At 43.6% G+C, this 22050-nt stretch carries 18 protein-coding genes; 9 read left to right on the top strand and 9 right to left on the bottom strand.

The window, feature by feature from the left end; translation table 11 throughout:
- The first annotated feature begins 80 nt into the window (after window positions 1-80).
- The 4 genes from OQY15_RS13020 (at window position 81) to OQY15_RS13035 (ending at window position 3048) form a co-directional block, all read left to right on the top strand.
- Window positions 81-839: an SDR family oxidoreductase gene (locus tag OQY15_RS13020; RefSeq protein WP_265792200.1), complete on the top strand. Its 759-nt coding sequence runs from the start codon at window positions 81-83 to the stop codon at window positions 837-839.
- A 38-nt stretch (window positions 840-877) separates the two neighbouring features.
- A complete protein-coding gene (locus tag OQY15_RS13025; RefSeq protein WP_265792201.1) occupies window positions 878-1510 on the top strand; it encodes a DNA-3-methyladenine glycosylase 2 family protein in 633 nt (210 codons plus the stop codon).
- A 362-nt stretch (window positions 1511-1872) separates the two neighbouring features.
- A complete protein-coding gene (locus OQY15_RS13030) occupies window positions 1873-2406 on the top strand; it encodes an RNA polymerase sigma factor (protein WP_265792202.1) in 534 nt (177 codons plus the stop codon).
- Window positions 2407-2580: 174 nt separating this feature from the next.
- Window positions 2581-3048: an OmpA family protein gene (locus tag OQY15_RS13035; protein ID WP_265792203.1), complete on the top strand. Its 468-nt coding sequence runs from the start codon at window positions 2581-2583 to the stop codon at window positions 3046-3048.
- Between the two features lie 75 nt (window positions 3049-3123).
- On the opposite strand, the gene OQY15_RS13040 is transcribed toward OQY15_RS13035, so the two are convergent.
- Together OQY15_RS13040 and OQY15_RS13045 are read right to left on the bottom strand one after the other, a co-directional pair.
- The gene (locus tag OQY15_RS13040; RefSeq protein ID WP_265792204.1) at window positions 3124-3459 is read right to left on the bottom strand and encodes a hypothetical protein; all 336 of its coding nucleotides are present in this window, start codon (window positions 3457-3459) and stop codon (window positions 3124-3126) included.
- Window positions 3460-3831: 372 nt separating this feature from the next.
- Window positions 3832-5151, bottom strand: coding sequence for a sorbosone dehydrogenase family protein (locus OQY15_RS13045; protein ID WP_322973351.1), 1320 nt, complete (start codon window positions 5149-5151; stop codon window positions 3832-3834).
- Window positions 5152-5263: 112 nt separating this feature from the next.
- Between OQY15_RS13045 and OQY15_RS13050 the strand changes: the two genes are divergently transcribed.
- The 3 genes from OQY15_RS13050 (at window position 5264) to OQY15_RS13060 (ending at window position 8504) form a co-directional block, all read left to right on the top strand.
- On the top strand, window positions 5264-5977 hold the full coding sequence (locus tag OQY15_RS13050; protein WP_265792205.1) for a DUF2490 domain-containing protein: 714 nt from the start codon (window positions 5264-5266) through the stop codon (window positions 5975-5977).
- Window positions 5978-6048: 71 nt separating this feature from the next.
- On the top strand, window positions 6049-6321 hold the full coding sequence (locus tag OQY15_RS13055) for a hypothetical protein (protein WP_265792206.1): 273 nt from the start codon (window positions 6049-6051) through the stop codon (window positions 6319-6321).
- 152 nt (window positions 6322-6473) lie between these two features.
- Window positions 6474-8504 carry a response regulator gene (locus tag OQY15_RS13060; RefSeq protein ID WP_265792207.1) on the top strand — a complete coding sequence of 677 codons (2031 nt, stop codon included), beginning with the start codon at window positions 6474-6476 and terminating at the stop codon, window positions 8502-8504.
- 66 nt (window positions 8505-8570) lie between these two features.
- On the opposite strand, the gene OQY15_RS13065 is transcribed toward OQY15_RS13060, so the two are convergent.
- The 4 genes from OQY15_RS13065 to OQY15_RS13080 form a co-directional block, all read right to left on the bottom strand.
- Window positions 8571-9443, bottom strand: a complete 873-nt coding sequence (locus tag OQY15_RS13065) for an inositol oxygenase family protein (protein WP_265792208.1) — start codon at window positions 9441-9443, stop codon at window positions 8571-8573.
- 36 nt (window positions 9444-9479) lie between these two features.
- Window positions 9480-11105 carry a sodium/sugar symporter gene (locus OQY15_RS13070; RefSeq protein ID WP_265792209.1) on the bottom strand — a complete coding sequence of 542 codons (1626 nt, stop codon included), beginning with the start codon at window positions 11103-11105 and terminating at the stop codon, window positions 9480-9482.
- A gap of 93 nt (window positions 11106-11198) precedes the next feature.
- The gene (locus OQY15_RS13075) at window positions 11199-12794 is read right to left on the bottom strand and encodes a RagB/SusD family nutrient uptake outer membrane protein (protein WP_265792210.1); all 1596 of its coding nucleotides are present in this window, start codon (window positions 12792-12794) and stop codon (window positions 11199-11201) included.
- A 20-nt stretch (window positions 12795-12814) separates the two neighbouring features.
- Window positions 12815-15820, bottom strand: coding sequence for a SusC/RagA family TonB-linked outer membrane protein (locus OQY15_RS13080; protein ID WP_265792211.1), 3006 nt, complete (start codon window positions 15818-15820; stop codon window positions 12815-12817).
- A 173-nt stretch (window positions 15821-15993) separates the two neighbouring features.
- Here OQY15_RS13080 and OQY15_RS13085 point away from each other — a divergent pair, with 173 nt between their 5' ends.
- Window positions 15994-17004 carry a LacI family DNA-binding transcriptional regulator gene (locus tag OQY15_RS13085; RefSeq protein WP_265792212.1) on the top strand — a complete coding sequence of 337 codons (1011 nt, stop codon included), beginning with the start codon at window positions 15994-15996 and terminating at the stop codon, window positions 17002-17004.
- 78 nt (window positions 17005-17082) lie between these two features.
- The gene (locus tag OQY15_RS13090) at window positions 17083-18537 is read left to right on the top strand and encodes a glycosyl hydrolase family 28 protein (RefSeq protein ID WP_265792213.1); all 1455 of its coding nucleotides are present in this window, start codon (window positions 17083-17085) and stop codon (window positions 18535-18537) included.
- Here OQY15_RS13090 and OQY15_RS13095 read toward each other — a convergent pair.
- The 3 genes from OQY15_RS13095 to OQY15_RS13105 all read right to left on the bottom strand — a co-directional run bounded on the left by OQY15_RS13095 (window position 18526) and on the right by OQY15_RS13105 (window position 21947).
- Window positions 18526-19347, bottom strand: a complete 822-nt coding sequence (locus OQY15_RS13095) for a hypothetical protein (protein WP_265792214.1) — start codon at window positions 19345-19347, stop codon at window positions 18526-18528. The two genes, OQY15_RS13090 and OQY15_RS13095, sit on opposite strands and share 12 nt — an antisense overlap.
- A gap of 114 nt (window positions 19348-19461) precedes the next feature.
- On the bottom strand, window positions 19462-20226 hold the full coding sequence (locus OQY15_RS13100) for a LytTR family DNA-binding domain-containing protein (RefSeq protein ID WP_265792215.1): 765 nt from the start codon (window positions 20224-20226) through the stop codon (window positions 19462-19464).
- Window positions 20223-21947 carry a histidine kinase gene (locus OQY15_RS13105; protein ID WP_265792216.1) on the bottom strand — a complete coding sequence of 575 codons (1725 nt, stop codon included), beginning with the start codon at window positions 21945-21947 and terminating at the stop codon, window positions 20223-20225. The genes OQY15_RS13100 and OQY15_RS13105 overlap by 4 nt, the downstream gene beginning before the upstream one ends.
- Window positions 21948-22050 lie beyond the last annotated feature (103 nt).

Here is a 22050-nt window from a genome sequence, read left to right on the forward strand (position 1 = left end):
AAGCTACCACTTTTGGGGATTTTAATCCTGCCGGTTTTTGAGTTAATTGGGGTGTTGATACTCATTTAAATTATATCTCAATGGAAGTACTGGGTAATAAAGTGGTGGTCATCACTGGCGGTGCGGGAGCTCTTGGATTAGTTACTGCAAAATTATATTTAGCAAAAGGATCTTCGGTGATGTTGGTAGATAAGGTTAAGGATGCTTTGGAGACTGCCGCTAAATCTTTAAATCATCCTAGGTTAGCCTTTGTTGTAGCAGATGTGACCAGAACATCAGATACCAGGTTTTATGTCGGTGAGACATGCAGGCAGTTTGGTAAAATTGACGTGTATATCTATTGTGTAGGAGTGATAGGGATGATCAGGCCCGTGGTGCAGCTTGCTGAAGAAGATTTTGCCTATGCCAAATGGGTAAATTTCAGTGGCGCCTGGCTCGGTTGTCAGTATGTTTTGCCGGAAATGAATGATGGCGGGAGTGTGATCCTGGTATCATCAACGGCCGGGCATTGGGGGGCTGCAGACACGGGTGGTTATACAGAAAGCAAACATGCCATGGTGCGTTTAATGCGTACACTTTCTTTGGAAGTTGCCCACAGGAATATCAGAGTGAATACCATCGATCCCATAAATTTTGAAGGCAGAATGATGCGCGATCCGGAGGAAGTGCTGATCTCCGGTAACAAGGATGAACTGAAAAAGATCATGATGTCGATGAGGCCTCTCGGCAGATATGCCCAGCCTGAAGAAGTTGCTCATTCACTCCTTTTCTTTGGCTCCGTGAGCAATACCTATATCACAGGAACCACCCATGTCATCGCAGGTGGGTTCAATAGTTGAATAAAAGTATTTTAAGATATTTTGTACTTTTATCACCTATGCCAGACCAATTAACTGAATCAAACTATCATTTGATTTGTGATCAGCTTGCCGCAACAGATTCCGACCTTGAAAAGGTGATTGCTACATATGGTTATCCACCAATGTGGAGCAGACCCAATACATTTGAAAGTCTGGTACACATCATTCTGGAACAACAGGTTTCGCTGGCATCTGCACTGGCGGCATTAAATAAACTGAAAGAACATGTAAAAGAAATAACTCCTGCCAGGATATTGTTGCTGTCTGATGAGGAGCTAAAATCATGTTTTTTCAGCAGACAAAAAATAGCATATGTAAGGTATCTTGCCGGCGCCATCGTTAGCGGACAGTTAGATCTAACTTCCCTGGAAGATCAGGAAAATGATGATATTCGTCGTGAGCTCTGTAGTTTGAAGGGGATAGGCAACTGGACGGTTGACATCTATCTGATGTTCATCCTGCGGCGTCAGGATATTTTTCCGCTGGGAGATCTTGCTGCAGTAAACTCCTTAAAAAAGGTGAAATTACTGCCTTCTACCATTACCAGAGAAGGCGTATCAGGCATCGCTGAACAATGGAAACCGTACCGTACAGTGGCGTGTATGATCCTCTGGCACGCCTATCTCAGCAGCAGAAATACAAAATCCTGATAAATTACATTTATATGTTGTACCAAAAATAGTACATTCACAAATGTGTCAGATTGTGATTCTGAATGCCATTCTATGTGCCACGACTTCTGCATGCCTCATTTTGATAAAAAGAAAGTTTTTGAAATAACACTCATAAGTGTTGTTTGGTGTCATTATAAGAAATAATAGTCAATAAATTATTTGTTATAGTTCTTTATTGTTAATATTCGATCTTTTTATTTAATCATTTTCCCACGTATTATTCATTGTATTTTTTTTGGTTACACATGGATTCGGCATCAATACACGTGTTTGGTACAAGAGTTGGAAATATTTAAGCATATCTAAAAGACTTATTGTAAACGCCTAATCTTCCTATTATGATTAACAATTCTTTAAATTTTCAAATTAACGACCACAAGTCTGCCCTTAAAAACTTTGCAATGAATTTCACGCAAAACATTGACGATGCAGATGATCTGGTACAGGAGACCATGTTAAAAGCTATTCGTTATTCAAAATTATATCAGGAAGGAACGAATCTTAAAGGTTGGTTATACACGATAATGAGAAATACGTTTATCAATGATTACCGGAGGATGGTTAAACAACGCAGCATCATTGATACTACTGAAGAAGTAAACTCTGCGCAGTTATTAAAAAGTGCAACGGATAACCAGGCTAATAATAAATTTATCAGCGATGACGTAAACAAGGCACTGTCGCAGTTAAGTAATGAATATTATACTCCTTTTATTAAATATTTTGAGGGTTATAAGTACCATGAAATTGCGGATATGCTTAACATCCCGATCGGAACTGTTAAAACCAGGATTCATGTTGCCCGCCAATCACTGAAAAGTAACCTGAAGATGTACAACCAGGAATTTAAGAAATCTAATAAGTTCAATTAATATTTTTGACGATTTGTTCAACTGACAGCTCCAATTTTTTGGAGCTGTCTGTGTTATAGGGCTATTGGTAAGAAGGTATACAAATCGCAAAACCCGGGTGTTTAAAGCTAAACTATTTATTTATGAGGATGTTATGTTTGCAATAAATATCATCTAATCATTAATTCAAAGTACATGAAAACTAAAACCGGTACCCTAGTTCTTGCATTTCTCCTCATATTGGCGACCGCAGGCGTCAGCATCAGCTCAGTTCTGTCTGATAAATCTAAACCTCCAGTAGTCTCTAAAAAGGCCGGGCGACTGCTTGTATTGACCAAAAACCTGGAATATGATACTGATAAACCCTCCATCAGAGATAACTACTATAAAAATTTAGACGAGTTGGCAAATACGATCAAGGAAGATAATTACGCTGTGTCGCTGAGAGGTCATGCAGATTCGAGAGGAAGATATAAGTACAATTGGGTGTTGTCAGATAACAGGGCAATAAGTGTTAAAGACTACCTTATAAGCAAGGGTGTTAAAGAAAACAGAATCGTCACTACTCCATATGGAAGTACTGTGCCTGTTGCTACAAATAAAACTCCTGAAGGAAGACAAAAAAACAGAAGGGTGGAAATAGAATTGAGAAAAATCAATTAGTATTCCTTCAAAATTGAAAAGACCAGGTCTTGCATATGCAGCACCTGGTCTTTTTATATTGTAGCTATCGTAAATTTAGTCCTGGGCGTCTATCCAAACACTTTTGCCATGTACAGCAATCTTTGACGGATTTAACAGGTCGTAGTCCAATTCCCAGTCTTCAGCCTCATCCAAAATTAAATTCGCATCATCATAATTTTTACCATGGTTTAGCATGTTCAGCAAGGCTGCATGCCTAAGACCAGTCTTTGCCTCCTGATTGTAGGAAGATCTCACCGGGATCAACTTTTCCGCGGAAACCGTATTGGCAGAAAATAAATTCTGAACTGCGATGATCATTTTTTGGAGAAATGATGGAGTCTGTATCCTTGCTGACTCTGATGTGTAATTATAGACTTTTTGGTTTTCCATTTTTGGACCGTTTATTTAGATACAAATGTATGGAAACTATTCTGTCCTGCAATAGGTGTTGTTGAGGAATTACTCAAAACGGGGAAATTGTTGCTCGCATTATTTTTGCGTGGCGATTAACTGGGGCGGCTAAAAATGAAAATGCTTATTTTAAAGCGTTTAAATGCTATTAAACGTGTATTTGTATGCTCATTAGTGTAACCTATTTCAATTATAGTTAATGAATTTATTGTAATTGAAATGAGTTAAAAAGCTTAAATGGGGAAAAATATTCCTGTTTTGTGTTTGTTTATTCCTGTAGGTGGTGTGCCAAAAAAAAGAGCTGCTGCATAAATCATATGCAGCAGCTCTTTGCGTAGTTTTTCTGAAGCGCTATTTAATGCTCACTCTCCATACCGTGCTGCTTACATCGTCAGCAACCAGGATAGAACCATCAGGAGCTACCGCAACATCCACCGGACGGCCGTACACTTCACTTTTTGATTCATCAGCAATAAAGCCTGTAAGGAAATCTTCCATCTTTCCAGAAGGCTTTCCATCTTTAAAAGGAATGAACGCCACCTTATACCCCGAAAGCTTTGATCTGTTCCATGAACCATGCTGACCAACAAAGGCGCCTTTGGCATATTTGGCAGGGAACTTATTTCCTGTATAGAAGGCAAGTCCCAGTGAAGCGGTGTGTGAGCCAACAGGCATGTCAGGTACGATGGCAGATTTTACGAGATCTGGTCTTTTACCCTTCATCCTTGGATCTTCGTTCTGTCCATAGTAAGAATAAGGCCATCCGTAGAATGCACCTTCTTTCACACTGGTAATATAATCGGGTACCAAATCATCTCCAAGGCCATCCCTTTCATTCACTGCAGTCCACAACACTTTGGTATCAGGAGCCCAATCCAGTCCCACAGGATTTCTCAACCCCGAAGCGTAGATCTTCTCACCTGTACCATCAGGATTTACTTCCAGAATGGCGGCACGGCGAACTTCATACTCCATTCCATTTTCGCCTACATTACTTCCTGAGCCAACCGAGATATAGATTTTTGAATTGTCTGCATTGGCAATCAGGTTCCTTGTCCAGTGGTTATTGTATCCTCCGGCAGGTAAACTCACAATCTTTTTCCCTTTACCGGTAATTTTTGTTGCCCCTGGCTGGTAAGGGTACTGAAATAAACCGTCTGTATTGGCTACATAAAATGAATTGCCAATAATCAGCATTCCGTATGGCTGGTTCAATCCTGATAAGAAAGTACTTCTTACTTCAAATTTACCGTCCTGGTTTTTATCCCTCAGCAGCAAGACCGTGTTTTCACTTTCTCCGCCTACTTCAGATTTTGCTTTACCACTGATGGCATTGGCAATTTTATCTTTAGCATCCCGCTCGGAGTTGGAAAGTGCTACCAGGATATCTCCGTTTGGAGCGATATAGATACTTCTCGGACTTTTCATATTGGTGGCAAAAGCCGATACAGTAAAGCCTTCGGGCGCAACAGGAGTTTTTCCGGCCGGCCATCCGATCACCTTGCTAAAATTGTTTTTCGCTGCATTGGTATCGGGTGCAGGAAGGTTCAGAGCCCCTGTTGTGGCGGTATCCTGTGACAAGTTATCAGTGTTAGTGCCCTTATCTGACTGCGAGTTACAGGCAACAAAAAATGGTGCTGCTACCAGTAAGTAAAAAAGTCTTTTCATCATGATTTTATTTGTAAGAGTTAATCAATATTACGCTAACGGTTTCCTGAGAAAATTGTTTGAACATTAAATCTTTTGCTGCCGAACTTTATGATGAAATGTGGGTTATGCATTCATGATAAAGGAAAGAAAGAGCGCAAATAGAAAACCACTGATATGGATATTCCTCCTCGTATTATTTATACCGCAGAGTCTTTCTGCCCAGGATAATGCTGCATGGTTGTTTCTTTCCCACACGCAGGAAATCACAAAAAAATTTGATATCCTTGCTGATGTACAGTTAAGAACGACCGACCGCCTGACGTATTTTTCCGCCCTGCTGCTGCGGACAGCACTGAATTACAAAATCAATAAAGATCAGAGTGTAGCACTGGGTTATGCACGCAAGGGCGACTGGGAAGTTGAAGAAGGGGAGAAACATTATGTACCGGAACATCGGATCTACCAGCAGTACCTCCACAATTTTAAACTCGAACGTATGGAGCTGATGTTCAGAACCAGGCTTGAACAAAGATTTGTAAAGGCAGAGCGGTACCAGTTTTCACAGCGTGCCCGTGTATTGCTGAGTGCACAGATCCCCCTGGTTGCCAATCAGGATTTTACCCGTGGAATCTATGCCAATCTGCAGGATGAAGTATTTTTGAATGTACAGAACAAAGGTAACGTTAATGGGAGCTTTCTGGATCAAAACAGACCTTATGCTTCCGCAGGTTACCGTTTCAGTAAAAAGTTGGATATGGAACTCGGTTATACGCATTGGCTGCAGCGTGAGGATACGGGCGATGAAACAACCGGTGTGGTACAGCTGATGGTCACCACCAGTTTCTGAGAAGTCATTACAACCCATAGGGGTAAAAAAATGAAAACATAACTTTAAAACGTCTTGTTGAATATTTGCCTATGAAAACATTTACAAACACAAAAAACATTACTGCGAAGCTATTTTATGATCTGCTGAAAAGCAATTTCAAAGAGATGTATCCCAAAGATCAGCTCCAGTATGGAATCAATAATGAACGAATCGTTATTGAAACTGATGGAAAAGCTGTCTATGAGATCTGGATCACCGATGAACTGATCACACTCACAGAAATTGATCTTCATGAACAAAAAATAGGGGACAAGCTGGAAGAGTTTATCAATGCATCCCTCTTACCGGAAGAAGAACGGTAGTCGCTGTGTCTTTATATATTGATATCAGTATATAATGATATTCTTTGCGTATTCCTTCGCTTAAATGAATGAACTGAACGGCAGGTATACGGGGCACTTTTTCTAACTTCATATTGCATTAGCTTTAAAGAAGAAGCTCTCCAATAAGAATTTTGACTAAGACACCCCTACCTGAAAACGAAAAGGAGCGTTTACACGCCCTGCATAATTATGCCATCTTAGACTCATTGCATGAGGATGAATACGACCGCATTACCGAATTGGCTGCGCTGGTTTGTGATACACCTGTTGCGCTGATTTCTTTTATCGACGAAGATAGGCAATGGTTCAAATCTATAACTGGTCTCGATGCCAGTCAAACTTGCCGTGATTTATCTTTTTGTCAGTATGCAATCTTGGATAAGGTGCTGATGGAAGTCAACGATGCCTCCCTTGATGAGCGGTTTAAAACATCCGAAATGGTATTGGATGAACCCAAAATCAGATTTTATGCCGGTTATCCACTCATAGATCCGAAGGGCTATGCTCTTGGAGCTCTGGCTGTGGTAGACTATAAACCCCGGGCCTTAACAGCAATGCAGAAAAGGACACTGGAGCTGTTGGCAGATGAAATCATGGCACTGATCATACAACGCCGGCAAAAGGAAGAATTGAGACATTTTGAAAAGATTTTTACCCTGTCCAATGACCTGATCGGAGTCAGTAATTCATCAGGATTATTTGAGAAGGTAAATCCATCATTTCAAAAAATCCTGGGATGGACTGAAGAGTTTCTACTTCGGACCCCTGTTTTCGACCTCGTTCATCCTGACGATGTCATCAGTACTCGCGAAGAGTCACAGAGGTTATTGAGTGGAAAAGCGACTGTCCACTACACGCATCGTTTGCGCTCTAAAGACGGGCAGTATAAACATATACAGTGGACCACCACTCCCGAACTTTCTACAGGGCAGTTTTTCTCTATCGGCAGGGATATTACAGCTGAAAAAATAAAAGAAGAAGAACTGCAAATTGCAAAGGAGCTCGCCGAACAGGCAAATATGGCTAAGTCTGAGTTTCTGGCCAACATGAGCCATGAGATCAGAACACCCTTAAACGGAATTATCGGCTTTACTGATCTGGTGCTCAGAACAAATCTCGACGAAAGACAGCTCCAGTATGTGGGCATCGTTAACCAGTCGGCAGACTCTTTGTTAACGATCATTAATGATATTCTCGACTTCGCAAAAATTGAAGCAGGCAGGATGGATCTCAATATGGAAAGATTTGATATTTATCAGCTGGCTTCAGATGCTACAGATATCATTATTCATACCATCAAACAAAAAGGATTACAGATGCACATGCATATTGATCCGGATCTGCCCCGTTTTGTCTGGACCGATGAAATCCGTCTGAAGCAAGTGCTGATCAATCTGCTGGGCAATGCATCCAAGTTCACTGAAAAAGGAGAAATAAAGTTAGAGATACAATTACTGAACGTCAGCGGCAACCGTTCTACCCTTAGATTCGGGGTTAGCGATACGGGGATTGGCATCAGCAGGGATAAACAGGTCAAGATCTTCGAAGCTTTCTCTCAGGAAGATGGTTCGGTGACCAAAAGATATGGAGGTACGGGACTTGGATTAACGATTTCCAATAAGCTGCTGGGGCTCATGGGTTCTCAGCTTCAACTCAAAAGTACAGTCGATGAGGGCAGCCTTTTTTATTTTGATATTAGTTTCAGAGCAGAGGAGGGCAGTGCCGATATTAAACCGGAAATAACAGTTGAAAGAAATATAAATCCAAAGAATATCAACACAGATACGCTGACGATCCTGATTGCAGAGGATAACCCGGTCAACATGCTGCTGACCAAAACAGTAGTTAAGAGGATTATTCCCAACGTCAGATTAGTGGAGGCCTTCAATGGCCGCGAGGCACTGGCCTCCTGCAGCACCGCTTTGCCCGACCTGATTCTCATGGATGTCCAGATGCCGGATATGAACGGTTATGAAGCCACAACCAGGATCAGGGCACTGGAACAAAACACGCATGTTCCTATTATTGCCGTTACGGCCAGTTGTCTGCGGAGCGACAAGAAAAGATGTTATGATGCAGGAATGGATGATGTGATTACAAAACCATTTGTAGAGGAGACGATTGCCTCAGTGCTGCAGAAATGGCTCATCGATGCAGATTAAAAGCCAGTCCTGTTACAAATACGCTGATGTGGTAACGGGACTGGCTGAGGCGCTGAATGGTACATACTATAACTTAACTGTTGCCGGTAAATACTTAGCGATTAAGTCTTCATAGTAGGGCTTCAGTTCTGATACTACAGGCGGCTTGGGACTTTTCGAGTAGAGGTCATAAGGATTGAATTTATCTACCCATTTGAACATCTCCTGGTCGTGTGCGTTTAGCAGGTGATCGTAAGAGTGCTCTCTGTGTTGTGAGTAGAACGAATGGTACCTGATCATATACAAGGCCTCTTCAGGAAGATAGTCTTTGGTAATATGGTACAGATATTCATCATGTCCCCATGACATATGTACATTGTCTAAACCACACTGATGCGTGTATACGCCATATTTTGTATTGTAACGCTCATCAGTACTGTCCGGATTGTCTGCAAAGAACTCAGGATAAACGATCTTATCAGAGAACTTACATCCTACGGGAAATGAATCTCCTACCACATTCCATTGCGGTTCGCCGAATAAACACAATACCTTACCAAGGTCGTGGATAAATCCGGTGAGCACAAACCAGTCGGGATGCCCGTCAGCGCGGATTGCTTCGGCAGTTTGTAACAAATGCTGTAACTGATCCAATGAGATATCAGGATCTGAATCATCGATCAGCGTGTTCAGGTATTCCATAGCTTGCCACCATGGCATTTCCTTTTTATCAAACTGCAGGAAATTGGCCTTTTTTGCCAGCACATTGCCATAGGTCTGATATTTATGATTGAGACGATAGAATTCCCTTACTGGTTCAATTTCCGGGCTGTCATAGTTTCTGAATTCATCTTTGCTTTTCGCCGGAGTACCTGGTTCAGGATATCTCTTTAACACATCGTCTTCCCATTCATCGAGGCTAGACAATGGAGAGATCTCCTGTTTGCTTAAGTCTTTCATACGCTTTAGTTTTATTGTGATAATTTAATTTGTTACTTACCAAAACACGGTATATAAGGCAGCGAGTACACCGCAAATCAATACCGAGGCCACCATAAATGACGGACTAACTTTAAACATTTTCGTATCTATCTCTAATCCCTGCGGATTATTTTTACTCTTCGGATCGGACAGTGTAATGAGAACCATTACCGCAATAATTATGCAGAACACCCATGACATCCTGTTGAGGAAAGGGATGGGCTCAATTGCCCCCTGGCTGATTTCAGGAAGGAATTTAAATAAAGTGGATAAAGGAATAGTGAGCAGTGCAGCAGTTAAGGCTGCTTTTGAAGTGGTTCTTTTCCAGAAGAATCCCAATAAGAAGATCGCAAACACCCCCGGAGAGATAAAGCCGACATATTCCTGTATAAACTGGTACACCTGGTCAAAGCTGCGCAGTGCAGGTGCAATTACAATGGCTATCAGCGAGGCAATGACTACAGACCAGCGCCCTACATTCACCATCTTTTTCTCCGATGCTCCCTGGTTGATAAACTTCTTGTAGATATCCAGTGTAAATATCGTGGCAATACTATTGCATTTTCCTGCCAGTGAAGCCACAATGGCTGCGGTTAGTGCCGCAAAGGCAAGGCCTTTTAATCCTGCAGGCAGTAAATTCATCAGTACCGGATAAGCATGATCCGGCTTCACTACGCCGTTGTCCATCATCTCCTGCTGGAAATAGCCTTTTTGATAAAGTACATAGGCACAGATACCCGGTATGACAACAATCACAGGAATCAGCATTTTCAGGAAAGCAGCAAACAACAATCCACTACGTCCGGTTTTGAGATCAGCTCCCAATGCTCTTTGTACGATATACTGATTACATCCCCAGTAGTTGAGGTTGTTGATCCATAATCCTCCAACGAGTACTGCAATACCAGGCAGTTCACTGTAGAATTTATCGCCCTTGTGAAAGATCATATGGAAGTGATCTCCGGCTTGCTCTCTCAATACCGGAAGGGCACCAAGAACAGTATCGATACTGAATTTGTCAGACACCATATTCAGCGCCATATAACAGGTAACGAGACCACCCGCTACCAGCACAAATACCTGGATCACATCTGTATACCCGATCACCTTCATCCCGCCCAGTGTAATCAGTGCGGAGAACACTGCAAGGGCAATGATACAGGTGTTAAATGGAATACCGGTGATGGTCTCAATCGCAATAGCACCCAGGAAAAAGATTGAGGTAAGGTTTACGAAGACATACACCAGCAGCCAGAAAACAGCCATCAGTGTACTCACCGTATTGTTATACCTGCCCGACAGAAACTGGGGCATCGTATAAATTTTATTCTTGAGATAGATGGGCAGGAAAAATACCGCCACAATGATCAGCGTAGCTGCTGCCATCCATTCGTAGCTGGCAATTGCCAATCCCATGGCAAAGCCGGAGCCCGACATGCCGATAAAGTGTTCTGCGGAAATGTTGGAGGCAATGATAGATGCGCCAATCGCCCACCAGGTTAGCGAGCCTTCAGCCAGGAAGTAATCCTTCGTACTGGTACCTGTTTTCTTCTTATTCCAGTACACCCAGTACCCGTATCCGGATACAATAATGAAATAAATTAAAAAAACAACGTAATCGAAGACTGTTAGATGATTCATGTAAATTGTGATAAACAGCTACCTGAGACATTTCAGGCAGCTGCATTCATTAAAGTTAATGATTAAAACAAATATGATGATTCCTTATGAGATTTAGTTGTAGCCCGGATTTTGGATCAGCTTTGGATTTAGCTGGATCTCTGCACGGGGGATAGGGAAGATACGGTGGTTGGGATCGGCGTCAGTTTTAATGCTGTAAGTTTTTTCAAACTGTCCGAAACGGATCAGGTCATTCCTGCGCCAGCCTTCCATAGGGAACTCCCTGCCACGCTCGTCGAGGATATCTGCCAGCGTTACTGAAGTCAGCGGTGTAGCTTTAGCACGTGCACGTACCAGGTTTACCAGTGCCAATGCCGTTTGTCCCTGGGTAGGTGTAGCACCCCTCAAAATCGCCTCTGCTTTTTCCAGCAGCACATCTGCATACCTAAACATAGGCACGTCATTGCTCTGGTCACGCACAGGGCTGATGCTGTCCGGATAGAATTTGTTGTTGCGGTAGCCTTCTTCATTTGCCAGCTCATCATTGCCCACATCAAATGTAGCCACGTTTCTGAACACGATATCCGGAGTAAACTCAAGGTGGTGCTGTACAGCTGCTGTAGGGCTCGGACCATTATAAGCATCGCTCAAGCCTTTGTTGGTAGTGCTAACCAGGATAGGCGTGCCATCATTGTTGTATTGTTTACCTGTCAGGTATTGTTTCCTCCTTAAATCATTCACATCATTGAATAAAGCATAGAAAGTCGGAAGTGTATACATTGGTCCCGCAGGGGTATATGGCATTCTGTATTTGGTTTGCAGACTTGGGTGCAGGGTAAAACGTGCGTAAGTCATACCCAGAATGTTCAGTCCGTCATAAGGCGTAGCGAAGATAAAATCTTTGATCGCCGGTCCGTTATTTTGTTTGAACATCGCCAGGTAGTCGGCACTCAGCTCATACTGGTTGCTGGAGATGATATTGTCACACATCGTTACTGCATCCTGCCATCTTGCTGTTCCTGTATAGTACTGTGCATTGAGGTACATTTTGGCAAGAATAGCATAAGCCAGGTATTTGGTTGGCCTTCCATAAGTTGCGGAGCCGGTTGTGCTGCTCAGGTTAGGAATCTGCGCCAGCAGTTCAGTTTCGATGAACGTAAACACCTGCGCACGGGTTTTGGTACCCAGATCAGAAACATCACCAAATGTAGCGTTGATGGGAACATTTCCAAACAGGTCCATCATATAAAAATAGGACAGGGCACGCATGGTTTTTACCTCAGCTACGGTCTGCGTTTTCGCTGCACTTTCCGGTGCGGCATCAAACAGGCTCAATACCTGGTTACACTGACTGATGGTACCGAAGCCCCATGACCAGTTTGCGGCAATGTTTCCATTGTCAGCATTGTAATTGTGCAGGAACAGTTGGGCGTACACCGCGCCGTCATACCAGTTTCCGCCACGGGCAACGAGGACGTTTTCGTCTGCGCTCAGGTTTTGGATCATCCAGTATGTACGGCCGGGTCCGGTTGCAAAATTGGTGTAAATCGGTCCTGTAGCCAGCACAAATTGTGCTGGGGTAGTAGGGAAGTTGTCAGGTGTCAATGCAGCTTTAGGGGCTACATCAAGCTTGGTACAACCGCTAAGGTAGGCAGCACCTGCAAGCAAAAGCAGCAGGTTGAATTTTTTATATGTTTTGAAGTATTTCATGACAATCGTATTTGAGGTTCTTATAAATCTAAGGTAAGGCCGGCAAGGAAGCTGCGTGTTCTTGGGTAGAAGTTGTTGCTGTCTACACCGATGAACTGTCCGCTTTGCTGGTTGTTCACGTTCAGGCTTAATTCAGGATCTACACCTTTGTATTTAGTGATCAGGAACAAGTTGGTGCCTGTTACATAGATGCGCAGGTTATGTACATAATTACCTCCTATTTTAATCTTATAGGAGAGCGTGGCATTGGCCAGACGGATAAAGTCGCCATCCTCAATGTATCTTGTCGAGTAACGGTTTGCATTGATATCTGTAACCGGTTCGGTAAGCGTCAGGGTAGGGATACCATGTGTTGAAGCCTGTGCAGGAGTATTGAAACTTGCCAGTGAAGCATTCATGATTTTGTTACCGCCCTGTCCGCGGAAGAAGAAGTTCAGGCTCCATTTTTTGTAAGAGAAATCGTTACCCCAACCAAAGATATAGGTAGGCTGTGCATTTCCTGCATAGGTCTGATCTGTACTTACCGGAGTGGTGGTCGGCTGTCCGTTCGCTCCCTGGAACGTTGATACTCCATTTACCAGACCCAGGTATTTCAATGTATAGAATTGTCCAAGCGGATAACCTGCTTCGATAATTGAAACCCTGATACCACTTTGTCCCGGTCCTTCAGGAGCTCCGGAATAAATTTTTGATACGTTAGATCCGAGTGAAGTAATCCTGTTTTTGTTGAAAGAGATGTTTCCATAGGTACCCCATGTAAAGTCTTCAGTTTTTACTGGCGTACCATTCAAACCAATCTCTACCCCTTTGTTGCTCATGCTACCCACGTTAGAAGTAGTCGTTGCCACGAAGTTATTGATCAGGGAAACAGGTCTGTCAACAATCATGTCTGATGTTTTCTTGCTGTACACATCTACGGAACCACCCAGTCTGCCTTTGAATAAGGAGAAGTCGACCCCGGCATTGGTAGTAGCTGTACTTTCCCATTTCAGGTCAGGGTTAGGGTTTTGCGTTACACCCACAGCACCTGCATAGATACCACCATTGTAGAAGCTACCTTTTGTACCATACAATGTAAGCGGGGTATAAGGTGAGAATCCTTGTGCATTTCCGGTTTTACCATAACCTACACGTACTTTCAGGTCGTCAAACAGACTTTGTGATTTCATGAAATCTTCATCGATAATTCTCCATGCTGCTGATCCTGCAGGGAAGTATCCCCAGCGGTTATTCACCCCAAAAGCATTTGATCCGTCACGGCGTATCGAACCTTGCAGGATGTATTTTCCTTTGTAGCTATAGTTCAAACGGGTATAGAAAGAGATCAGTCTCAAAGTTTCATAAGCTGTATTTGTACTCAGGTCGGCACGGTTTCCTGTCTGGTAACCCAGGCCAAGGTTTCCTGCTCCAAGCGCATCAGAAGGGAAGTTCTGTGCTACGGAGCGGAATCCGTCACCATTGGTAGTCTCATCAAAAGCATAACCTACCAGCGCTTTAAAGTCGTGATCGCCGTTCCATTTATGGTCGTAGGTGATATATTGCTCCATCAGTTTCTTGGTATCTTCAAGCGTAGTACGCACTGCTTTTCCTCCAAGGTTCGGGGCAAGCTCTGACACCTGGTTGTAATAGATCGTGTTGTCTGTTCTTCTCGACTGGTATGCGAGGTTCAGGTTGTAAGTGATGCCAAAAGGTAACTGAAGTTCTGCTCTTGTGTTGGCAAGCATCAGGTTCAGCTTTTGTTTGTAGGTATCGTTAGTGATTAGTCCTACAGGGTTATAACCCAGCTGTAAAGTAGGGTCATTGTACAATGAACCATTGGCATTATAGATCGTACGCGTAGGTAAGTACTGCGTCACAGATTTAAACAAACCTGGATTTTGTCCGTTGGTAGTCGTCAGTGGCAGGTCGTCCACAATCAGGTTCGAGTTGGTTACCGAGTTGCTCAGTGAGAAATCCAGTTTCAACTTGTCGTTCAATGTTTTTTGCGACAGGTTTAAACGTCCGATAACCCTTTTCAGATCGCTTCCTTTTACGATACCCTGATCGCCCAGGTAGTTGATGCTACCCCCAAAAATCGTTTTATCTGTACCACCGCCAAAAGATAAGTTGTGGTTTTGTGCATACGCACTTTCACGTGTCACCGCCTTCTGCCAGTCGGTATTGCCACCGTTGTCATTTGCCGGTGTAAAAGTCAAACCATTCGCCTGTACATAAGCTCTTTGCTGTGCTGCGGTGGCTACCTCAAACTGATTGGCTACAGACTTTACTGATCCGTAGGCATCGTAAGTCATTCTTAGCTGACCTGGTCTGCCTTTTTTCGTGGTCACGATAATTACCCCGTTGGTTGCCCTTGTACCATAGATTGCCGAGGCCGAAGCATCTTTTAATACGTCTATGGATGCAATGTCAGATGGTGCCAGCAACTTAAAATCTGCTCCCGGTACACCATCGATCACATAAAATGGAATCGAAGCATCTCCGCCGCGCAGTGAAGAAGGACCACGCAAAGTAACTGTAGGAGTGGAGTTCGGGTTACCGTCACCGGTAATGTTCAAACCCGCAACTTTACCTTCCAAAAGGTCTGCAGGTGTCGCCACAACACCAGCGTTAAATTGCTCGGCTTTAACAGTGGTGATGGCACTGGTAAGTTCCTTTTTTGTCGTTGTACCATAACCTACAACAACTACGTCGTTGAGTTTATTGCTTACATCGGCGAGTGCCACGTTGATGGTCGATTGGTCGCCCACTACCACTTCTTTCGCTTCGTAACCTACAAAACGAAATACTAGAGTACTGCCCTTGGTAGCAGCGATCGTGTAAGCCCCGTTCATATCAGACGTTGTTCCTTTGGTAGTTCCTTTAATGACGATCGTTACAGAGGGAATGGTCACACCCTGAGCGTCTTTCACAATACCCTTAACAGTAACGGTTTGTGCATAGGTAAAAGAAAAAGAAAAAAGCAATGCAAAGCACAGAATGCCGCAAAAACTTTTTGCCTTAGAAAGTTTGGGTCTAAGTTTGTTCATACAATTGATTTTAATGTGTATTATATTTGGATAGGTAAAACCATTTAATTGGTTTATTCACCAAAACTGTGAATAAAAAGTATATTATTTTGTTTTCTTCTGATTTTATTTACGAAAACGTTTGAGTTGATTGCTATCTTGGGGCTTCAATTATATCCAAAAATTTTGAGTTCATGAAGGAGACGATTACGATTAAAACCTTGGCAAAAGAGTTGAATATCTCTATAAGCACTGTGTCTAAGGCTCTTAATGATAGTTACGAAATCAGCATTGAGACCAAACAGAAAGTCTGGGATCTCGCTAAGATGCTGAAGTACAACCGTAACCCTTCAGCCAGTAATCTCCGCAGTCACAAAACAAAAACTATCGCTGTGATCATTCCTGAGGTGGCCAATAACTTCTTTTCGCAGGCCATTAATGGCATCGAAGAGGTTGCCCGTAAGCGCGGCTATCATGTGCTCATCTATCAGACCCATGAAAATACAGAACTGGAAATTGCATTTACTGATAGCTTGCTCAGTGGCAGGGTGGATGGCATACTGATCTCTGTTTCCAGCGATAACAATAACCATGAGCATTTTGCTACACTGGTGAAAGAAATCCCTACAGTTTTTTTCGACCGTGTTTATGAAGATATTGACGCCGCGAAGATCACCACAGATGATTATGAAAGTACATATAACGCGACCAGCTACCTGGTGGAATGCGGCTGTAAAAAGATTGCCTATCTGTATGCACTGAACAACCTCAATGCCGGTAAACAACGGATGTCCGGTTACCGGGATGCCCTGTCAGCACTTCAGCTGGAATACAGTGATAAACTGACTGTCAACTATGATAAGAATGCGGAAGTAAACTACCACAATATCAAACAGCTGATGTTGCATGAGCGACCGGATGCCGTGATTTCATCTATCGAAGATCTGGCTTTACCCTGCTATTACGTATGCAATGAGCTGGCTATATCTATTCCTGAAGACCTCAAAATTATCAGTTTTTCCAATCTGAATACCGCTCCCTTATTAAATCCTTCACTCACAACCATCACGCAGCCAGCGCTCGAAATGGGAAGAGAGGCGGCTGCTATCCTGTTCAGAATTCTCGATAAAAAACATCCGGAACCTAATGAATGGCTGACGTTGAAGTCGACGCTGATCAAAAGAGATTCTACTGCCTGCAGGTAACCGAAACCGTTTTCGTAAAAAATAATAGCCTCTTCGTTTTATAATTTATAGTTTAGCCGGCGTTTACAAATACCAGATATGCGCTTAAAAACTACCGCCCTCCTTTTCTTTTTTCTATTTGCTGCTTTTCAATTGCTTCAGGCAAAGCCGAAGGATGATTTCTACATCACAGATTTCGGCGCAATAGGAAATGGAAAAACAGATAACGCCATTGCGATCCAGAAAGCTATTGATGCCTGTTCCAAATCGGGTGGTGGTAAAGTCATCGTTCCGGCAGGCAAGATTTTTATGGCAGGTCCTTTTGATCTGAAATCCAACATTGAGTTTATTGTAGAGGTCAATGCTACGGTAATTGCCAATCCTGATGAAAAGGTGTACACGAAGAGCGCTTTCCGGCAGAATAAGGGCGAGGGCACCATCTGGATCGGTGGGGAGAACCTGAAGAACGTCACGATTGCCGGTGCAGGAACTTTGGATGGCAACGGGATCTCATTTATGGGGGCGGAGCTGGATGATTCCTTTGTACTGAAGCCTTTCAATGTGATTGATCCGCGACCACACCTGCTGACCATCGTGGGTGGCAAAAATATCCGTATCCGGGACCTGACGATCCGCAATTCTGCGTACTGGACAGTGCACCTGATCGGCTGCGACGATGTAGCGATAGACAACATCACACTGCTGAATAACCTGAAGGTCAGGAACAGTGATGGTATTGACCTCGACCACAGCACGAATGTGCGGATCAGCAACTGCTATATCGAATCCGGAGATGATTGTATCTGCCTGAAAAACCGCCGTGAGTATGAAGAATTTGGCCCCTGCCAGAATATCGTGGTCAACAACTGTACCATGACATCGCGCTCATGCGCCATTAAAATAGGTTCCGAAAACATGGACAGCATCAGTCATGTGCTGATCAATAATTGCATCATTAAAAAGAGCAACAGGGGCATAGGCATCCAGAACCGCGATGAAGGAACCGTTTCTGACGTGATCTTCTCCAATATCATTGTAGATTCTCATTTGTTCTCTGATGTCTGGTGGGGCAAGGCAGAGCCGATATACGTAACTGCCTATCCGCGTGCCAAAGGAAACAACAAGGATGCGGGCTGGCGTTTTCCTAGGGGCGAAACTGAAGGCCGTGTAGGTGCGGTCAGCAATATCTACTTCAGTAATATCAGATGTGTGAGTGAAAACGGTGTTTATGTGGGTGGCTCCACAGCAGATAAGGTGACCGGCATTGTGTTCGATCAGGTGGATCTGTCTATCGATAAAACTACTGCTTTGCCCGGAGGTACATACGACCGCCGGCCGGCCAATGTAGAGGGGCTTTTAAAAGGGCTTACTTCAGGCTTTTACTTCGATCAGGCCAAACATATTACCATCAGGAACAGCGCTGTCAACTGGGGCAGTCACCGTCCTGATTATTTTGGGCATGTAGTGGAGAGTCATGGGGTAGAAGATCTGAAACTCGTCAACCTTGATGGTAATTCTGCCTTCCCCGGTAAGGTGGAAAGGTTAAAGCTTTGAGATCACCAGGTTACTAAAGTAGGCCATCGCTTCTCCTTCGTAATCATAGGGTGCGCTCAGGTAGAAATACTTAATGGTATTTGTTTTGAACATCCTGGTATCTACAAGCTTGGACCTGTTTAAATAAACCCTCATGTTTTCCCCTTCAATGGACATGGAAACATGTAAAACGGTATTTCCATAGTTACTCAAAGGGTACTCCAGAGAGTTATTTATTTTGGTATCACTGCTGGCGTTGTTCACATCTTCATTCCAGAAATGTAACTGTGTTCCGGTGATGGCATTATCGTTATAGGCATCCTGAATATAGCTGCGGTTAGAGTTGTCTCTGGCAAAACCAAACACCAGTGCACCGATGTCTTTTGCCTGGGTGCTGCGTGTCAGGATATCAAACTCAACAGTGAAATTGCCCGGCATCGCCAGGATGCTGTCTATTCTGTACGTTGTACGTGGAGCCAGGGCCAGCCATTTTCCCGGTACATCCGGTACGGTAACAATGCTGCCGCCACCGCTGGATTTCCATTGCCGGGGCATGCGGCCAGCTGCATCTGTCGCAAAATTATCTGCAAAATAGAGGCTGCGGCCGGGAACGAAAGAATATACTTCTTCCAGCTTTGGCAGGGGCTTGGTGGATTTGCCTGCAGCACTGCCTGTGCCTGAGCTGCCTTTCGGACCGTTGATCATTCCATCAACTTTTTTGTCAACTTTATCTTCAAGTTTCTGCTGAAGTCTTTTTAAAAACTGTGCCTGCGCCTGGGTCATCCCGGCGGTCAACATCAAAGTGGCAATTATCAATTTGTATTTTATCATCTGACAGATAGGTATATATCCATCAAATTTACAGACACGGGGGATATGAAAATAGCTTCAGAGGTTACTGTTTTGAATTCGCTGGTATCTGCTTTGTATTTGCAGCTGTTTCTCCTATAAGTTATTGAGGTACTCCATTACTTTGATCTTTTTGTGCTGCGAAACAGGGATCTGGAGCTCACCCTCCAGCAGGAGCATATTGCTCTTCTTCTTATAGCCGGTGACATGCTTCAGGTTCACCAGGTGCGACTGATGTACGCGCATAAAGCCCGAAGGACTAAGCTGGCTGTCAAATTCTTTGAGCGATTGCGAGACAAGTATCTGTTGTCTGCTCTTCAGTAAAAATCTGGTGTAACTGTTATCAGCTTCGATGCTGAGTATGTCTGCGATAGGGACAATAAAGATTTCATCGAGTGTTCTCAACACAATCTTTTTATCCTTCTGATCCTGATGGGTATAATTATGAATAAAGGTTTCCAGTTGCTGGTGGTAATGCTGGTCGCTGATACTTTTTTGTGCCTTCTCCACGGCTTCCGTCAGTTCCTGGGGCAGGTAGGGTTTCAGCAGGAAATCCAGTGCGCTGAACCTGAAGGCCTGCAGTGCATAATCGGCATAGGCAGTGGTGAAGATCACCCGGAATCTTTTTTCCTGCTTTTGCAGCTCCATCAGCCATTCAAAGGAAAGCCCGTCAGGAAGATTGATATCGAGGATCAGTAAATCAGGCTGGTATCTGAGGTAGGCTTCACTGGCCTCAGTGATATTGGTGCTGGAACAGATGCTCATCTGCGGGAAATGCTGCTGCAGGGTTTCTTGCATGATGCTCAGCCAGTGCTGATCATCTTCAAGAAGGAGGCAGGACATCTTTAGGGTATTATTCATTTTGATGTGGCTATACTGATCTGAACTGCCGTACCCGGATAATTCGCATCCAGTGCATTGCTGATCGTTAATTGAATATAGTGCTTGTTTTCGCGGTTAAATTCGGTAATGCGCTGGTTCAGGATATCCATTCCCATGGAGCGGTGCAGGCTGTTGTTGGATCCCGGGGCACCGAAATCTCTCCCTTTTCCGTTGTCAGCTATCAAAATATGCAGTGCCTGAGCATTCTGGCGGATGTCAATTTTTATCTTTCCTTCCTGCTGTTCTTTCATGCCATGGATGACCGCATTTTCTACAAATGGTTGTAGCAGCATCACAGGTATCTCCATATCTTCGGTTGGCAGGGCAGGATCAACATTGATGTTATACTGAAAGGCAGGACTGTGGTTGAGGCTTTGAAGCCGCAGGTAGTTGTCCAGGATCTCTATCTCTTCATCCAGCGGGATGAGATCTCTGTCAGAATTTTCTAGCGTGAGCCTGATCAGCTTACTGAAACTGCTCAAATACTGCATTGACTGTTCCTGATCTTTCAGGTAGATGAAACGCTGGACGCTCTGCAGGGCATTGAAGATGAAGTGGGGGTTAAGTTGCAGCAATAGCAGCTGTCGTTTGATCTGCGATTTCTCAAGGGCTTCTTTGATGCTGAGGTTTTTGAAACGCATATAAATTAATACGGAAACCAACAGGGCAATCAGTATGACAGCAATGATCAGGAACAGCTGTTCCCTGAGTTGTTTTTTCTGAATGACATTTTCCTGCTCGAGGTGATCTATGCGATTCTGTTTTTTGAGTGATTCATAGCTGGCGCTGATCTCGGCAACCTTCTGCTCATAGTTTAACTTTGACAGGGAATCTTTGACCTTACTGTATTGCTCCAGGGAGTTTAACGATTTAGGTGTGTTGCCCAGGGATTTGTATGCCTGATACAAGTTATAATGCAGTTGTTGTTGCTCTTGTGGATTGGCAGTTTTCATGGCTTCTGCATAACAATTGATACCATCATCATATTGTTTGAGTTGTACCATTGCGTAGCCCAGGTTATTCAGGGTGATTACTGATGAGGGTTGTTTGAGGTTATTCCTGATCGCAATACTGCTTTTGGCGTTAATGACCGCATTTTTCCAGTCCCTCTCTTCGATATAATAATTGCTGAGGTTGGTGCGAAGCACAGCTTCCAAAGGTAAATTGCTGAGTTTTTGCGCCAGACTGATTCCTTCAGTAAAGGTCTTAAAAGCAGGTTCTTTTTCTCTTAGCTCAGCATATACTCCTGCCAGATTGGTCATGGTTTTCAATCTGTCTGCGTCAGGTCTTGGATTTAATGACAGTGCCTTTAGATAATATTCTTTTGCTTTGGGCAGCTGTTTCAGCATGGAGTATAAGGTCCCAATATTGGTATGCAGCTTTGCGAGCTCAGTACTGTCTTTTTTGATATCATAATGGTCCAGGCTCAGGAAGTAATTCTCCAGTGCCTTGTCAGGGTTTCTCTGCATCAGGAAGATGTTTCCCTTCAGTGAATAGGCTTTGGCGATACTTGTTTTCTCATATTTCGCTTGATGATCCAATATTGAGCTAAGCTCCATAGCAGCCTGATCAAACTGTTTTTTCGCAATGTAGGAATTGACAAGGTTGAATTTCGCAGTATCTGCCTGCTGATGGTTTGCGGACTGTGCATGACCTGCGAGGCTCCATATCAGGATGACTGCAATAAATAAAGCTCTCAAGGGCGTTGGGTTTTAATTATTTAACCCAAACCTAATGTAAAATGAGCGGTCTTCAAAATTTGTTTGAATTTTGCAATTAATGCTTCGATTATTGCAATCTGTA

This window comes from Pedobacter sp. MC2016-15, from assembly GCF_026239695.1.
Lineage (GTDB): Bacteria > Bacteroidota > Bacteroidia > Sphingobacteriales > Sphingobacteriaceae > Pedobacter.